This is a genomic window from Cryptosporangium aurantiacum (assembly GCF_900143005.1).
Classification (GTDB): domain Bacteria; phylum Actinomycetota; class Actinomycetes; order Mycobacteriales; family Cryptosporangiaceae; genus Cryptosporangium; species Cryptosporangium aurantiacum.
Genome location: NZ_FRCS01000002.1, coordinates 102,532 through 117,055, shown reverse-complemented (window position 1 = coordinate 117,055; position 14,524 = coordinate 102,532). Strand labels below are relative to the sequence as shown.

General features: G+C 70.5%; 16 protein-coding genes. 11 read left to right on the top strand and 5 right to left on the bottom strand.

All coding sequences use genetic code 11. The features are described 5' to 3' along the window. The first annotated feature begins 88 nt into the window (after positions 1-88). Complete coding sequence (locus BUB75_RS07400; RefSeq protein WP_073253245.1) at positions 89-757, top strand: SDR family NAD(P)-dependent oxidoreductase; 669 nt, start codon at positions 89-91, stop codon at positions 755-757. Here BUB75_RS07400 and BUB75_RS07395 read toward each other — a convergent pair. Then, positions 754-3,114, bottom strand: a complete 2,361-nt coding sequence (locus tag BUB75_RS07395; protein WP_073253242.1) for a putative bifunctional diguanylate cyclase/phosphodiesterase — start codon at positions 3,112-3,114, stop codon at positions 754-756. The two genes, BUB75_RS07400 and BUB75_RS07395, sit on opposite strands and share 4 nt — an antisense overlap. A 253-nt stretch (positions 3,115-3,367) precedes the next feature. Between BUB75_RS07395 and BUB75_RS07390 the strand changes: the two genes are divergently transcribed. After that, entirely contained in the window at positions 3,368-4,018 is a 651-nt protein-coding gene (locus BUB75_RS07390; RefSeq protein ID WP_073253239.1) for a maleylpyruvate isomerase family mycothiol-dependent enzyme, read from the top strand. Here BUB75_RS07390 and BUB75_RS07385 read toward each other — a convergent pair. Together BUB75_RS07385 and BUB75_RS07380 are read right to left on the bottom strand one after the other, a co-directional pair. Continuing rightward, complete coding sequence (locus BUB75_RS07385) at positions 3,927-4,544, bottom strand: TetR/AcrR family transcriptional regulator (RefSeq protein ID WP_073253236.1); 618 nt, start codon at positions 4,542-4,544, stop codon at positions 3,927-3,929. The genes BUB75_RS07390 and BUB75_RS07385 overlap by 92 nt on opposite strands. Beyond that, complete coding sequence (locus BUB75_RS07380) at positions 4,537-5,346, bottom strand: alpha/beta fold hydrolase (RefSeq protein WP_073253233.1); 810 nt, start codon at positions 5,344-5,346, stop codon at positions 4,537-4,539. The genes BUB75_RS07385 and BUB75_RS07380 overlap by 8 nt, the downstream gene beginning before the upstream one ends. A 121-nt stretch (positions 5,347-5,467) precedes the next feature. Between BUB75_RS07380 and BUB75_RS07375 the strand changes: the two genes are divergently transcribed. Beyond that, on the top strand, positions 5,468-5,809 hold the full coding sequence (locus BUB75_RS07375; RefSeq protein ID WP_073253230.1) for a DUF1330 domain-containing protein: 342 nt from the start codon (positions 5,468-5,470) through the stop codon (positions 5,807-5,809). A 94-nt stretch (positions 5,810-5,903) separates the two neighbouring features. Here BUB75_RS07375 and BUB75_RS07370 read toward each other — a convergent pair whose 3' ends face one another. Then, the gene (locus BUB75_RS07370) at positions 5,904-6,377 is read right to left on the bottom strand and encodes a type II toxin-antitoxin system PemK/MazF family toxin (protein ID WP_073253227.1); all 474 of its coding nucleotides are present in this window, start codon (positions 6,375-6,377) and stop codon (positions 5,904-5,906) included. Between the two features lie 88 nt (positions 6,378-6,465). On the opposite strand from BUB75_RS07370, the gene BUB75_RS07365 reads away from it, so the two are divergent. The 8 genes from BUB75_RS07365 to BUB75_RS07330 all read left to right on the top strand — a co-directional run bounded on the left by BUB75_RS07365 (position 6,466) and on the right by BUB75_RS07330 (position 14,149). After that, complete coding sequence (locus BUB75_RS07365; protein ID WP_073255093.1) at positions 6,466-7,476, top strand: LacI family DNA-binding transcriptional regulator; 1,011 nt, start codon at positions 6,466-6,468, stop codon at positions 7,474-7,476. A gap of 250 nt (positions 7,477-7,726) precedes the next feature. After that, positions 7,727-9,061, top strand: a complete 1,335-nt coding sequence (locus tag BUB75_RS07360) for an ABC transporter substrate-binding protein (RefSeq protein ID WP_073253224.1) — start codon at positions 7,727-7,729, stop codon at positions 9,059-9,061. Further along, on the top strand, positions 9,061-9,996 hold the full coding sequence (locus BUB75_RS07355) for a carbohydrate ABC transporter permease (RefSeq protein WP_084740415.1): 936 nt from the start codon (positions 9,061-9,063) through the stop codon (positions 9,994-9,996). Before BUB75_RS07360 ends, BUB75_RS07355 begins: the two co-directional genes overlap by 1 nt. Next, a complete protein-coding gene (locus tag BUB75_RS07350; RefSeq protein WP_073253221.1) occupies positions 9,993-10,856 on the top strand; it encodes a carbohydrate ABC transporter permease in 864 nt (287 codons plus the stop codon). Before BUB75_RS07355 ends, BUB75_RS07350 begins: the two co-directional genes overlap by 4 nt. After that, the gene (locus BUB75_RS07345; RefSeq protein ID WP_073253218.1) at positions 10,853-12,385 is read left to right on the top strand and encodes a glycoside hydrolase family 13 protein; all 1,533 of its coding nucleotides are present in this window, start codon (positions 10,853-10,855) and stop codon (positions 12,383-12,385) included. The genes BUB75_RS07350 and BUB75_RS07345 overlap by 4 nt, the downstream gene beginning before the upstream one ends. A gap of 18 nt (positions 12,386-12,403) precedes the next feature. Beyond that, on the top strand, positions 12,404-12,979 hold the full coding sequence (locus BUB75_RS07340; protein WP_073253213.1) for a hypothetical protein: 576 nt from the start codon (positions 12,404-12,406) through the stop codon (positions 12,977-12,979). Positions 12,980-13,073: 94 nt separating this feature from the next. Then, entirely contained in the window at positions 13,074-13,826 is a 753-nt protein-coding gene (locus BUB75_RS07335; protein ID WP_073253209.1) for a YcnI family copper-binding membrane protein, read from the top strand. A gap of 5 nt (positions 13,827-13,831) precedes the next feature. Further along, positions 13,832-14,149: a hypothetical protein gene (locus tag BUB75_RS07330; RefSeq protein ID WP_073253206.1), complete on the top strand. Its 318-nt coding sequence runs from the start codon at positions 13,832-13,834 to the stop codon at positions 14,147-14,149. Here BUB75_RS07330 and BUB75_RS07325 read toward each other — a convergent pair. Continuing rightward, positions 14,146-14,505, bottom strand: coding sequence for a hypothetical protein (locus BUB75_RS07325; RefSeq protein WP_073253202.1), 360 nt, complete (start codon positions 14,503-14,505; stop codon positions 14,146-14,148). The genes BUB75_RS07330 and BUB75_RS07325 overlap by 4 nt on opposite strands. Positions 14,506-14,524 lie beyond the last annotated feature (19 nt).

The window sequence follows — 14,524 nt, the reverse complement described above, 5'->3', positions numbered from 1 at the left end:
ACCGGCAGGATTGCCGACGCGGAACGGATCGCCGCTCGCCGAGACTCCCAACGGACACAGGGCCCGGGCGGGACGGGGGAGACGGGGAATGACGACGGTCGGCGTCCGGGCGGTGCTGGTGACCGGAGCCGGGTCGACGACCGGGAGATCCGTGATCACCGCGCTGGTCGGCGAGGGGCATCAGGTGTGTGCTGCCGACTCCGATTCGGACGTCGTCCAAGCGCTGGTCGACGGCCCCGGGCCCGGTGTGGTGCTCGGCGTCGCCGGGAGCGGGCGGGACCCCGATCACCAGGACGACACCGTCGACTACGCGCTCGCGGCGTTCGAACGGATCGACGCGCTGGTCAACATCGTCTCGACCGACCGGCACGGGCCGATGGGCGTGCCGTCCGGCTGGATCTACCGGGTGCAGCTCGCCTGGATGGCCGAGCGTGGCGGCAGCATCACGAACGTCTACCCGGTCGACGGCACGAACGTCGATACGGTCGCGGCGCTGGTGAGCGTCTCGACCCGGGAGATCGCGGTGCGCCTCGGCCCGCGGACCCGGGTGACCTCGGTGGTCGCCCCGACCGACGCGGCCGGTCCTGGTGCGCAGGTCGGCGGCCTGCGGGCGCTGCCCACCCGCCGGTCGTCCGAGCTGGCCGGACTGGTGCTGCACCTGATCTCGTCCGGCACGTCCGAGTTCACCGGCCGGACGCTGGTCGCGCGCCCGACCGGCGGTTGGTCAGCGGTCGACGGCGACCCGGTCGTGTTCTAGGCGGGCTGGTTCTCCGGGGCGAGCGTCGCGCTGATCACGTCGGCGGGAACCGGCCGGCCGTAGTGGTAGCCCTGCCCGAGCTCGCACCCGAGCCGCTTCAGCACCGTGGCCTGGGCCGACGTCTCGACACCCTCGACCACGGTGCCGAGCCCGAGCCCCCGCGCCAGTTCCACGATCGCCCGGACCATCGCGACCTGCTGCGGGTCCTCGGTCTGCGCGCAGGGCACGAACGCCCGGTCGATCTTGATCGTGTCGATCGGCAGCGTCCGCAGGTACGACAGCGACGAGAAGCCGGTGCCGAAGTCGTCGATCGCGACCACCACGCCGGCCGCGCGCAGCTCGGTGAGGTGCGCGATCGCCTGCGTCCGCTGGGTACCCGCGCCGACCAGCACGCTCTCGGTGATCTCCAGCGAGAGCGCGCCCGGCGGCAGGCCGCTGTCGGCGAGCGCGGTTCGCACAACCGCGGCGAAGTCGGCCTCACGGAGCTGGTGCACGGAGACGTTCACCGCGAGCCGGGTGCCGTGATCCCGGTGCCAGCCGGCGGCGTCCCGGCAGGCCTTGCGCAGCACCCAGGTACCGAGCGCGACGATCAACCCGCTGTCCTCGGCGACCGGGATGAACTGGTCGGGGCTGACCGACCACTCGTCGGTCTCCCAGCGCGCCAGCGCCTCGACCGTGACCCAGCGGTCGTTCGCGAAGTCCACGACCGGCTGGTAGTACACCGAGAGCTGGTCGTGCTCCAGCGCGTCGCGCAGCCGGTCGACCATCCGCGCCTGGGCCAGATGTCTGGTCCGCAGCTGGGTGTCGTAACAGACCAGCTGGTCGCGTCCGGCCGCCTTGGCCGCGTAGAGCGCGAGGTCGGTGTCGCTGAGCATCCGGGCGGTGCCGGTCTCGGAGTCCAGCGCGCGCAGGCCCAGGCTCGCGGCGGTGTAGAGCTGGTACGGCCCGACCTGGAACGGGCGCCGCACCGCGGCGAGGATCGCCTGCGCGCACCGCACGCTCTCCTGGTGATCGCTCCTCCGCAGCAGCACCGCGAACTCGTCGCCACCGAGCCGGGCCAGCGTGTGCGGTGCCGGCACGTGCTGCTGCACCCGCTCGCTGATCGCCACCAGCAGCTCGTCGCCGACCTCGTGCCCGTACCGGTCGTTGACGTCCTTGAACCCGTCGAGGTCGAACAACAGCACGGTGCCCGGCTCGCCGCTGCTCAGCGCCTCGTCGACACACTCGCCGAACAGCGTGCGGTTGGGCAGGTCGGTGAGCGGGTCGTGGGTCGCCTGGTGGCTGAGCACCTTGCGCAGCGTCACCTGCTCGGACAGCGCGATCTCGAGCGCTTCGGTGCGGGCGTCGAGTGCGGTGGCGCGCTGCTCGGCCACGCGGGCGAAGGCGGTCAGCCGGAACACCAGGAGGACGGCGGTCACCGTGGTCGCGGCGAGCGGGACAGCGACGTCCAAACCGTTGATCTCGTAGCCGCTGTGCAGCTCGCGCAGCAGCGCGAGCGCGGTCGCGGTCGGTCCGACGAGGATGAGCAGCACGTAGCCGCGGGCCATCACACCGCGGCTGGGCCGTTCGGCGGGCAGCGGGTCGACGGCCGCCGAGGGGTGGAGTGCGGCGGTGGCGAGCAGGACGGTGGCCACCAGCCAGCCGATCATCGACGGCTTGGCCCCGGCGGTCGCGCCGTTGTCCAGCCGGGCGGCCATCGCGACCGTGTCGCCGGCGAACAACACGACCAGCGCGAGGACCGTGAGCACCCCGGACGGCGTCCGGGTGCTGGCGGTGAAGACCCGGCGGGCCGTGGTGGTCACCATCAGCAGCCCGAGCATCGGCAGCAGCGACGCGGTGACCGCGACGACCGTGTCGATCTCGAACGCGTCCAGCGCCGGGTCGACGACGCCGGACCAGGTCAGGACCACGATCGTGCAGGCGAGGATGCCGACCTCGGTCATGCTCGTCAGCCTGGTGCGCTGCCGCCCGTGCAGCGGCAGGATGCCGAGCGCGATCGCGAGCAGCAGGTAGACGACGAGGTAGAGCCAGTCGACGAGCATCGTGGGCAGTCCGGGGCCCACGTCGAAGATCGTGTGGGCACGCTGGACCAGCTTCGCCGCGGTGAGCAGCGACATCGCGCCGAGGACGATGAGCCAGTTCAGCCGCTGCGGTGGCCGGTTCAGCCGGATACCGACCACGAGCGCGGCGATCGTGCCGAGCTCGACTACCGTGCAGGCCAGCGGGCCCACGTGGGCCGGCACCGAGTTCACGATGACGACGGCGGCCGTGCCGCCGGTCAGCGACCACAACCACCAGCGGGTTGACGCGTTCGTGGAGGGCCCGTCCGCGCTGCGGACCGGCGCGTCTTTGCTCACGAGTGACGCCAAGACCAATCACACCCCCGGCATCGCCAGTGTCCGGTCGCCCCACCAGGTGACAACCATGGCACCACCCGGCGATGTCCGCGCGCTGAATGCGAGCAGCAGTTCCAAACTTCCGGCCGATTTGGACAGACGGGTCGTTCCGTGACGGTCCTTCGCCCCCTCATTGGGGGCCGGGCGGTGCGCATTCGCCGGGCCTATCCTTTGGGAGCCGGATCTTCCGGTTCCCTGACGAGCGGGGTACGGCATGGAGCCGACCGACGTGTGGCGGGCGATCGACGTTCAACGTGGTGAGCTGGCCGACCTGCTGGAGACGCTCGCGCCCGAGGAGTGGGAGCATCCGTCGCTCTGCCCGGGCTGGCGGGTGCGGGACGTGGCCTCTCACCTGACAATGGGGGCCACCGCGAGCCTGTCGGCGGTCCTCTGGGAGATCGTCCGTGCCCGCGGTGACTTCAACCGGATGATCCGCGAGTCGGCGATCCGCCGGGCCGCACGCCCCACCGAGGAGATCGTCGCGACGCTGCGGGGCACGGTCGGGTCGCGGCGGCTCGCGCCGCGCACCACCGTGTACGAGCCGCTGCTCGACCTTCTCGTCCACCAGCAGGACATCGTCCGGCCGCTGGGGCGGCGCCGGGAGATGCCGCTCGCCGAGGCGCGGGCCGCGGCCACCCGGATCTGGGAGATGGGCTTTCCGTTCCGCGCGCGTCGGCGGCTGGCCGGTCTCCGGCTGACCGCGACCGATGTGGACTGGACGGTCGGTGACGGGCCCGAGGTCCGCGGCCCGATCGGCGCGCTGCTGCTGACGCTCAGCGGGCGGACGGCGGCGCTGCCGGAGCTGAGCGGTCCGGGGCTGGATCAGCTGCGGGCCAGGATCGGAACGCCGCGTCCAGCGCCTTGACCAGCTGCGCGAACGAGCGGTCGACGTCCTGCGGCATGCCGAAACCGCCAGCGTTCTCCAGCGCGACGAAGCCGTGCAGTGCGCTGCGCAGCGCGCGGGTGGCGTCGATCGCGTCGTCGCCGGAGAGGCCGTAACCGGCGAGCACCGCGACGATCGTCCCGACCGCGCGTTCCCCGGACCGGACGTGCGCCGGGTCGTCCGGATCGGGGACCCGCTGGGTCGCCGGATAACGTCCCGGATGCGTGCGGGCGTACGCGCGGTAGGCGTCGGCCACGGCGAGCACCGCCTCCGTTCCGGACCGCCCGACCGCCGCGGTGGCCAGCTCGGTCGCCAGCTCGTCGGTGGCCAGCGCGGACAGTTGCTGGTGCAGTGCGTCCAGCCCCTTGACGTGTTTGTAGAGGCTGGGCAGCGCTACCCCGAGACGCTGCGCGACCAGCGCCAGCGTCAGCCGGTCGAGCCCCACCTCGTCGGCGAGCCTGGCGGCTTCGGCGACGACGATCGCCGGGGTCAGCCCGGCCCTAGGCACCGGCGTGCACCCGCTGCGCGAACGCCAGCACCGCGGGCCCGACCTGCTCGGGGTACTCGGCCATCGGGTAGTGGCCTGCGTTCGGCACCACGATCAGCTCGCCTCCCAGCGCGTCGGCGACGAACCGGCCCTCGGCGGCGGCATCCGGCCAGTCGCGGTCCTTCTCACCCATGATGACCAGTGTGGGGGCGTGCACCTCGGACAACCGCGCCTCGGCCGGCGCGTGGCTGGTGCGGGTGGTCTGCACGAACGACCGCCAGTGGTCGCCGCGGCGCATGCTCGCCGCGATCGACGCCAGGTGCTGGTCGAGGTCCGCGGGCGGGTTTCCCGGGTAGAGCGACTTGTAGTAGGCCTTCCAGGCCCCCGGCCCCCACGGCTTCACCAGCAACGCCTTCATGAGGACGCCCATCAGCGGGTTGAGCTTCGGGTTGCGGACGAACGCGCCGGTCAGCACCAGCCCGGCGACGACGTCCGGCTTCTCGGCGGCGGCCCAGGTGACGGCGCCCGCCGCCATCGAGTTGCCGATGAGCAGCGCCGGACCGCCACCCAGGTGCTCCACCAGCGCGAGGACGTCGGTGCCCGCGGCGACGCCGTCGTAGGCGGGGAAGCCGTCGTCGCTGTCGCCGTGGCCGCGGAGGTCCATGGTCGCGACCCGGAAGCCGGCGGCGACCAGTTGCGGTGCGAGGAACCGGTAGACCGAGCGGAGGTCCCCCATGCCGGGGACGGCGACCACCAGCGGGCCCTCTCCCTGCACGTCGTACGCGATGCGGCCGACGCCGCGGTCCAAGTAGCTAATCTCCATAGCCAAAAAGCTAACTCGATTAGCCAAGGGTGTCAAGGCGGCCGGTGATTACCCCGTGGGTAATCGACATCGTGCGGGCGGGTGGCGAGGCTGGGGGCACGCCATCCACGAGGAGGACCGAATGCCCGCCTACGGAATCGCCCACCTGTACGAGCTCGCGAACCACGACGAGGTGTTCGAGTACATCGAGCGGATCCAGTCCACGATGGATCCGTACGGCGGCCGGTTCGTCGTGCACGGCGTGCTGCCCGAGGTCATCGAGGGCGACTGGCCGGGAACGATCGTGATCATCGAGTTCCCGGACGTCGAAAAGGCGCGGGCCTGGTACGCCTCACCCGCCTACCAGGAGATCCTGCCGCTCCGGACCGACCACATCCCCGGCACGGTGATCCTGGTCGAGGGCGTAGGCCCCAACTACGACGCGTCCGCCACCGCCGCCAGCCTCCGCGCCGCCGCATCCTGACCGCGGCCTCCGGCGGGGCCCCGCGGATTCACGCGAAAGCGGCTTCTCACGCGCGCTTAGAGGCCGCTTTCACGTCAGCCGGCGCGGGGAGCTCCTAAGCCCAGCGGTACTCGGCGCGGAGTTCGGCCGCGACGGCCTCGAAGCGGTCGCGGGCCAGGACCGCGCCCTCGCGCCGGATGCCGTCCTCGTCCACCTCGATGACCCGGTCGAGCCGGATCCAGCTCGGCCGGTTCTCCCGGTCCCAGGCGCCCGCGCCGAGCGGGAACCAGTGCCGCTGGCCGTCGCGCTCGCTCTGCGACGAGAGCATCAGCCCCAGCAGCCGCTTGCCCTGGCGTCCGACGACGAGGACCGGGCGGTCCTTGCCCTGGCTGGGATCGTCCTCGTACGGCACCCACGTCCAGACGATCTCGCCGGGGTCCGCGTCGCCGTCGAGGTTCGGCGCGTAGGCGAGGTGCCGGCCGCTCGGCGCGGGCGCTCCTCCGTTGAGGCGCGCGGCGACGTCGGCGGGCGACGGCCCGCGTCGGCGGGGACGGAGCTTGCTGAGCACCTTGCGGAGGGTTCGAGCCACGGGGGAACAGTAGAGGCCTGCCCCGGGCGGTGTTCACTCGACGGACGAACGCCAGCGGCCGTCCAAATCTTGCGCTATTTTGCAAGCCGTGACGAGGCGGCTTGCGGAAGTGGCGCGAAAGGTCGGCGTCAGCGAGGCCACGGTGAGCCGGGTACTCAACGGACGCCCCGGGGTGTCGGACGCCACCCGGGAAGCCGTGCTCACCGCGCTCGACGTGCTGGGATACGAGCGGCCCACCCAGTTACGCGGGGAACGCGGACGGTTGGTCGGCCTCGTCCTGCCCGAGCTGCAGAACCCGATCTTCCCGGCGTTCGCCGAGGTCGTGGGCGACGCGCTCGCGCAGAAGGGCTTCACGCCGGTGCTGTGTACGCGCACCGCGGGCGGCGTTTCCGAGGCCGAGTACGTCGACCTCCTGCTCGAGCAGCACGTCTCCGGTGTGATGTTCGCCAGCGGCCTGTTCGCCCAGGCGGACGCCGAGCACGCGCACTACGAGCGGCTGGCCGCCCGGCGGCTGCCGGTGGTGCTCGTCAACGCCGGGATCGAGCGCTTGCGCTTCCCGCGGGTCTCGTGCGACGACGCGGTTGCGGTGGAACAGGCGCTCGGCCACCTCCGTTCGCTGGGTCACGAGCGGATCGGGCTGCTGCTCGGCCCGGTCGACCACGTGCCGTCCCGGCGCAAGCTTGCGGAGTTCCGGACGTTCGCCGCGGAGCTCGGCGTCGCGACACCGCCGGAATTCGTCGAGCACGCGATGTTCTCGCTGGAGGGTGGCCAGGCCGCCGCGGCGAAGCTGATCGAGCGCGGGGTCACCGGCGTGATCTGCGCGAGCGACATGCTGGCGCTCGGCGCCGTCCGGGCCGCTCGGCGCCGCCGGCTGGCCGTCCCCAGGGATCTGTCGGTGGTCGGGTTCGACGACTCGGCGTTCATGAACTGCACGGATCCGCCGCTGACCACGGTCCGGCAGCCGATCGAGGCGATGGGACGCGCGGCGGTCGAGCTGCTGGCGACCCAGATCAAGGGCAGCGCGGTGTCACCCGACGAACTGCTCTTCGAACCCGAGTTGGTGGTCCGGAGCTCTACTGCTCGTCCTGCCGCGCAGTAGGCAGCAGGCGCCGACGCAAACCACGAAAAGTGTTTGCGTGCCGGGCGTCGATATAAGTCTTTTGGTCGTTGGTGGGTGCTGACTTGATTCAGGAATCCACTATGCAGTCAAGATTTTGCAAATCTCGATCCAGATATTGCGCAGCAATATTGGGCCGCCCTATGGTCTGCGGCACGCGCTCTCCGTGACTACCCCGCAACGGCGAGCGCGGTGGGGTGTTGCCGCACGCCACTACGAAGGGCACTCAACGATGAGAAGAAGCCGGCTCGGCGCGCTCGTCGCTGCTGGGTTAGTCCTGGCCGCGACCGGGTGTACGAGCGCCGACGACGACACGACCGCGGACGGGAAGGTCCGGATCACGGTCAACTGCGAGCCTCCGAAGTCCGCCGCGATCGACCGGCGCAGCTTCGAGGAGGACATCGCGATCTTCGAGAAGCAGAACCCGGACATCGACATCGTCGCTCACGATGCGTTTCCGTGCATGGACCCGAAGACATTCGACGCCAAGCTGGCCGGCGATCAGATGGAGACCATCTTCTACGTCTACTTCACCGACGTCGCGAACGTGGTCAAGCGCCGCCAGGCCGCCGACATCTCGAAGTACGTCGGTGAGGTCGCCGGTTACGACGACCTCCAGCAGTCGGTGCTCGACATCTTCGAGACCGACGGCAAGACGTACGGCCTGCCCCGGACGAACTATTCGATGGGCCTGGTCTACAACAAGGCGCTGTTCACGAAGGCCGGTCTCGACGCCTCGAAACCCCCGACGACGTGGGACGAGGTGCGTGTCGCCGCCAAGAAGATCGCCGGGCTGGGCAACGGCACGGTCGGGTACGCCGACTTCAGCGCGAGCAACCAGGGCGGCTGGCACTTCACCGCGGAGATGTACTCGCAGGGCGGGTCGATCGTGTCCGAGGACGGCAAAAAGGCCACCGTGGACAGTCCCGAGGGCAAGGCCGTGCTGCAGACCCTCAAGGACATGCGCTGGACCGACAACAGCATGGGCAGCAAGCAGCTGCTCCAGATCACCGACGTCCAGCAGATGATGGGCTCGGGCAAGCTCGGCATGTACCTGGCGGCGCCGGACAACCTCCCGGAGATCGTCAAGAAGTACAAGGGCTCCTACAACGACCTCGCGATCGCGCCGATGCCCGGCAACAAGGGCACGCTGCTCGGCGGCGACGGCTACATGTTCAACAAAAAGGCGACGCCGGAGCAGATCAAGGCCGGCGTGAAGTGGGTCGAGTTCCAGAACCTCACGCCCGGCACCGGCGCGAACAACTGGGAGCGCGCGGCCCGCAACAAGGCCCCGGTCGGGCTGCCGCAGCCGAACCTCTGGACCGGCGCCACCGCGGACGCCGACAACACGCTGAAGGCGGAGTACGCGAACGTCCCGGTCGAGAACTACCGGCTGTTCCAGGAGACCGAGATCCCCGGCAAGCTCGAACCGCCGCAGGCACAGCAGATCTACTCGGTGATGGACGGCGTGATGTCCGCGGTCCTCACGAACAAGAACGCCGACATCGACGACCTGCTCGCCGACGCGTCCGACAAGATCGACCGCCTGCTGGCGAACCAGCGCTGATGTCCGTGTCCACCCTGGAAGCCCCGCGGCTCGCTCCTCGGAGCAGCCGCGGGGCCCAGCCCCCACGGCGGCGGCGGCGCATCGCGGACAACCTCACGGCGTACGCGTTCCTCGCCGGCGGGCTGCTCTGCTTCGGGCTGTTCTCCTGGTATCCGGCGGTCCGGGCGGTGATCCTGGCGTTCCAGCAGTCGAACTCGGTGGACGAGGCGACCTGGGTCGGGCTGGACAACTTCCGGCTGCTGTTCAGCGATCCGGAGTTCGCCGCGGCCTGGCGCAACACGTTCGCGTTCACCGGGCTGGCGCTGGTCATCGGGTTCGCGGTGCCGTTCGCACTCGCCGTGCTGCTCAACGAACTGCGTCACGCGAAGACGTTCTTCCGCCTCGCGGTGTACCTGCCGGTGATGGTCCCGCCGGTGGTCACAGCACTCCTCTGGAAGTGGTTCTACGACCCGGGTCCCGGCCTGTTCAACGAGGTGCTGCGGTTCCTCCATCTGCCCACTTCCGATTGGACGAACTCCACCCGCACCGCGCTGGTCTCGCTGGTGCTGGTCGCGACCTGGGCGAACCTCGGCGGCACGGTGCTGATCTACCTGGCGGCGCTGCAGAGTATCCCGGGCGAGCTGTACGAGGCCGCCGAACTCGACGGCGCCTCGATCTGGCAGCGGATCCGGCACGTGACGATCCCGCAGACCCGGTTCGTGATGCTGATGCTGCTCCTGCTGCAGATCGTCGCGACGATGCAGGTTTTCACCGAGCCGTACATCATGACCGGCGGCGGTCCGGAGGACGCGACGATCACCGTCCTCTACCTGATCTACAAGTACGCGTTCGTCTACCTCGACTACGGCAGCGCGTGCGCGCTCAGCGTGATGCTGCTCGGATTCCTCGGCGTGTTCTCCGCGCTGTACCTGCGGCTGACCAGGGAGCGGACATGAGAACGCTGGTCTCCGCCTCCACGCTGGCCCGGCACCGGGTTCTGTACCGGGTGATCTTCGGCGCGGCGGTCGTGGCGTTCGTGCTCGCGTTCCTGTTCCCGGTGTACTGGATGGTCGTCGGCGCGCTGAAGTCGCCCGAGGAACTCGTGCAGACGCCACCCACGCTCGTTCCATCAGACTGGCAGCCCGAGAACTACCGGGACGCCTGGCACACGCTCAGCCTCACCACCCACCTGACGAACACCGCTGTGCAGGCGGCTGGAGCGTGGGTGCTGCAGATCGTGTTCTGCACGCTGGCGGCGTATGCGCTCTCCCGGCTGCGGCCGGTGTTCGGGCAGCTGATCCTCGGCGGCATCCTCGCGACGCTCATGGTGCCCGCGTCCGCGCTGCTGGTGCCGAAGTACCTCACGGTCGTCGACGTGCCGCTCGTCCACGTGAACCTGCTGAACAGCCCGCTCGCGATCTGGCTTCCGGCGGTCGCCAACGCGTTCAACCTCTACCTGTTGAAGCGCTTCTTCGACCAGATCCCGTCGGAGCTGCTCGAAGCGGCGGAGATCGACGGGGCCGGCCCGGTGCGGAGGCTCTGGCACGTCGTGCTGCCGCTGTCCCGCCCGGTGCTCGGCGTCGTCTCGATCTTCGCGGTGGTCGCGGTCTGGCAGGACTTCCTCTGGCCGCTGCTGGTCTTCTCGGACACGAGCAAGGCGCCGATCAGCGTCGCGTTGGTGCAGCTCTCGGCGGACGCTCCGGTCAGCCAGCTGATCGCCGCGATGGTCATCGCCAGCGTGCCGATGGTCGCGCTGTTCCTGGTTTTCCAACGGCACATCATCGCCGGGATCGGCGCAGGGAGTCTCAAGGGATGAGTTGGTGGTTGAACGCCGCGATCTATCAGATCTACCCGCGCAGCTTCGCGGACGGCAACGGCGACGGCATCGGTGACCTGGCGGGTGTCCGTTCCCGGCTCCCGTACCTGGCGGAACTGGGGGTCGACGCGCTCTGGTTCAACCCGTGGTACCCCTCGTCGGGCGCGGACGGCGGGTACGACGTCATCGACTACCGGGACATCGACCCGGTGTACGGGACGCTGGCCGAGGCGGAGAAGCTGATCGCCGAAGCGCGGACCCTCGGGCTCCGCACGATCGTCGACATCGTGCCGAACCACGTCTCGCACCTGCATCCGTGGTTCGTGAACGGGGAGCGGGAGCTGTTCTGGTTCCGCGATCGCCCCAACAACTGGGTCTCGGAGTTCGGTGGTTCGCCGTGGACGCAGCTGCCGGACGGCTCCTGGTACCTGCACCTGTTCACGCCCGAGCAGCCGGACCTGAACTGGTCACACCCGCTGGTCCGGGCCGAGCACGAGGACATCCTGCGTTTTTGGTTCGATCGTGGGGCGGCGGGGGTCCGGATCGACTCTGCGGTGCTGCCGGTGAAGGACCCTGCGCTGCCGGACTTCTCCGAGGGCGAGCGGCATCCGTTCGTCGACCGCGACGAGCTGCACGACATCTACCGGTCGTGGCGGCGGATCGCGGACTCGTACGAGGAACCGCGAGCGCTGATCGGTGAGCTCTGGCTCCCCGATCCCGCGCGCTTCGCGCGCTACCTGCGGTCCGACGAGTTGCACACCGCGTTCAACTTCGACTTTCTGGCCTGCCCGTGGGACGCGTCGCGATTGCGGACGTCGATCGAGACGACGCTCGCCGCGCACGCACCGGTGGACGCCCCGGCGACCTGGGTGCTGTCCAACCACGACGTGACCAGGGTCGTCACGCGCTACGGGCGCGCCGACACGTCGTTCTCGTTCTCGTCGAAACGCGCGGGAACGTCCTCTGATTTGACGCTCGGCACCCGCCGGGCCCGGGCTGCCGCGCTGCTCGCGATGGCGCTGCCCGGCGCGGTGTACGTGTACCAGGGGGAGGAGCTGGGGCTGCCGGAGTACGAGGTCCCGCTGGACGCGATCCGCGACCCGATGCACGCCCGGTCCGGCGGGGTCGACCCCGGCCGGGACGGCTGCCGGGTTCCGCTTCCCTGGTCCGGTGGTACCGCGCCGTACGGTTTCGGGGGGACGCCGACGTGGTTGCCGCAGCCGGCGGACTGGAGTGCGTTGACCGTGGAGGCGCAGGACGGTGACCCGGGCTCGATGCTGACGCTGTACCGCTCGGCTCTGCGGTTGCGGCGCGGGCTGGCGGGTTCGTTGAGGTGGCTCGACGCGGGGGAGGGCGTGCTGGCGTTCGCCCGGGACGGCGGGTTCGCGTGCGTGGTCAACCTGTCGCCGGCCGCGGTGCCCCTGCCGGAGGGTGCCGTGCTGCTGGCGAGCAGCCCACTGGTGGACGGGCTGCTCCCGACGGACGCCGCAGCCTGGATCCGACCCAGGCCTCCCGTCACTGTGTGTTGATGTGGGAGCATCGGGCCCATGACGAGCCAGGGCCTCGCGCGAGAGGCGCGCGCCGGGGTTTTCACCCTGGTCTGCCTGAGCTTGTCGATCGCACTGCACTCGTGGGCCGCCGGGTCGTTGCCGTCGGGCCCCGCGATGGTCGCCGGTGCGGGCCTCGTGCTGGTCGCCGCCGTGCTGCTCGCCGGCCGGGAGCGTGGGTTCCCGCTGATCGCCGGCGTGCTCCTGGCCGCCCAGGTGGGGCTGCACTACCTGTTCGAGGCGCTGCCGCACGCCGGGCACCACGTCGCGGCTCCGGTGTCTGGCGAGCCGTCGACGACGGCGATGGTGCTCGCGCACCTGGTCGCGGGCTTGTCGACCGCGGCCTGGTTGCGCGGCGGCGAGGCCGCCGCGTGGCGGATCTGCCGCGGGCTCGCGCGGGGTGTCGCGCCGTTGCGCCTGCTCTGGACGCTGGTCCGGACGCTGATCGTGCCGACGTCGCGTCCGGCACGCTCCGTCGTCGCGGCGCGGGCGATCGTGCGCCCCACGCCCGGCTGGCGGCACAGCGTCATCCGCCGCGGCCCTCCGCGCGCGTCGGCGTTCCCCGCTGCCCTCTAGCTCAGCTGCCCTCTAGCTCCGCTGTCCTCTCGCCCACGGGCCGCTACCTCCGTAGCGCTCCGTGGCTGCGCAGTTCCCTCTGAAAGGACCTCAAATGACGGTAACGACGGTCCGGCGGCCCTCCGGCCACCGACGGCTCCTGGCCCGCGCGGCTACGGTCGCGCTCGCGGCAGGCGTCGTGGTGCTGAGCCTCGCCGGCCCGGCGTCCGCGCACGTCACGGTGAACCCCTCCGAGGCGACGCAGGGTGGTTACTCCGCGTTGACGTTCCGGGTGCCGAACGAGCGCGACAACGCCTCGACGACGAAGCTCGAGGTCGCGCTCCCGACCGACACCCCGTTCGCGTCCGTGTCGGTGAAGCCGATCCCGGGCTGGACGGTCGCCACCACGACGTCCAAGCTCTCCAAGCCGATCGAGGCACACGGAACGCAGGTCACCGAGGCGGTCAGCCGGGTTACCTGGACGGCGACCAGCCCTGCCAACGCGATCCAGCCGCACCAGTTCCAGGAGTTCTCGATCTCGGTCGGCCCGCTGCCCGAAGCCGAGAAGATCTACTTCAAGTCGCTGCAGACGTACTCCAACGGTGAGGTCGTCCGGTGGATCGAGGAGCAGTCCGGCAGCGAGGAGCCGGAGTACCCCGCCCCGGTGCTGACGCTGGTCAAGAGCAGTGGTGACGCGCACGGAGCGACCAGTACCGAGACCAGCGAGGCCGCGGTGGCGTCGGAGTCGGACGACGACTCCGACGGTAACGGGCTCGCGATCGGACTGGGCGTCGCCGGGCTCGTCGCCGGTGTCGCCGGCCTGATCGCCGGTCTGCTCGCGCTGCGCCGGTCGACGGCGACTACCTGACCTGAATGGTCCCCGACCTCGCCGAGTTCGTGCCGCACCGCATGATCGAGGACATCGATCTGTGCGGTGACGGCCGTCCGGTTCCCGGGCTGGTCGCCCGGTTCTACCGGCGAGCCGAGGGCGCCCGGGTAGCGTCGCTCGGCCACTACACCTACGAGGGCCGCGACACGCTGCTGGCCTGGGGTTACGTCGGTGAGCCCGACTGCGCGTACCACGCGGTCGGGATCCCCGGACGGGGTTGGGACACGCCGCGACCCGGCTGCCCGCGGACCGAGCTGGTGCTCGGTGGAGACGGCCGGGTCGTCGGCGTTCTGGTGATCTAGGTCGTCGCGGGTTCTTCGTCGCTGACCGCGTGACGCACGGTCAGGATCGACGCCGCGGTCAGCGCCAGCCCGCTGACCAGCGCGAGCGCATGGAGCCGCGGATCGGGGATCGGCACGAACGCGACGACGGCCACCGGCAGCTGGAGGCCGGCCACCAGCGCCAGCAGCGCGCGGCGGTTACGACGGCCCCAGAAGTAGGCCGTCCACAGCGGGGCGGTCACGGCGGCAAGGGTCAGCACGTCCAGCGCGGCGTGGAGGTACGGGTTCGTGACGCGGTCGTGGGCGAACGCGGAGGCAGGTGAGGCCACCGATAAGACGGCCAGGGTTCCGGCGAGCACAACGAGCAGTCGGCGCACGACGACTCCTTCGGGTCGG

Excerpts from the sequence above, each read along its gene's own strand:
- BUB75_RS07400 (WP_073253245.1), top strand. The coding sequence starts at position 89 with ATGACGACGGTCGGCGTCCGGGCGGTGCTGGTGACCGGAGCCGGGTCG.
- BUB75_RS07390 (WP_073253239.1), top strand. The coding sequence starts at position 3,368 with ATGGAGCCGACCGACGTGTGGCGGGCGATCGACGTTCAACGTGGTGAG.
- BUB75_RS07380 (WP_073253233.1), bottom strand. The coding sequence starts at position 5,346 with ATGGAGATTAGCTACTTGGACCGCGGCGTCGGCCGCATCGCGTACGAC.
- BUB75_RS07375 (WP_073253230.1), top strand. The coding sequence starts at position 5,468 with ATGCCCGCCTACGGAATCGCCCACCTGTACGAGCTCGCGAACCACGAC.
- BUB75_RS07360 (WP_073253224.1), top strand. The coding sequence starts at position 7,727 with ATGAGAAGAAGCCGGCTCGGCGCGCTCGTCGCTGCTGGGTTAGTCCTG.
- BUB75_RS07355 (WP_084740415.1), top strand. The coding sequence starts at position 9,061 with ATGTCCGTGTCCACCCTGGAAGCCCCGCGGCTCGCTCCTCGGAGCAGC.
- BUB75_RS07350 (WP_073253221.1), top strand. The coding sequence starts at position 9,993 with ATGAGAACGCTGGTCTCCGCCTCCACGCTGGCCCGGCACCGGGTTCTG.
- BUB75_RS07345 (WP_073253218.1), top strand. The coding sequence starts at position 10,853 with ATGAGTTGGTGGTTGAACGCCGCGATCTATCAGATCTACCCGCGCAGC.
- BUB75_RS07340 (WP_073253213.1), top strand. The coding sequence starts at position 12,404 with ATGACGAGCCAGGGCCTCGCGCGAGAGGCGCGCGCCGGGGTTTTCACC.
- BUB75_RS07335 (WP_073253209.1), top strand. The coding sequence starts at position 13,074 with ATGACGGTAACGACGGTCCGGCGGCCCTCCGGCCACCGACGGCTCCTG.
- BUB75_RS07330 (WP_073253206.1), top strand. The coding sequence starts at position 13,832 with ATGGTCCCCGACCTCGCCGAGTTCGTGCCGCACCGCATGATCGAGGAC.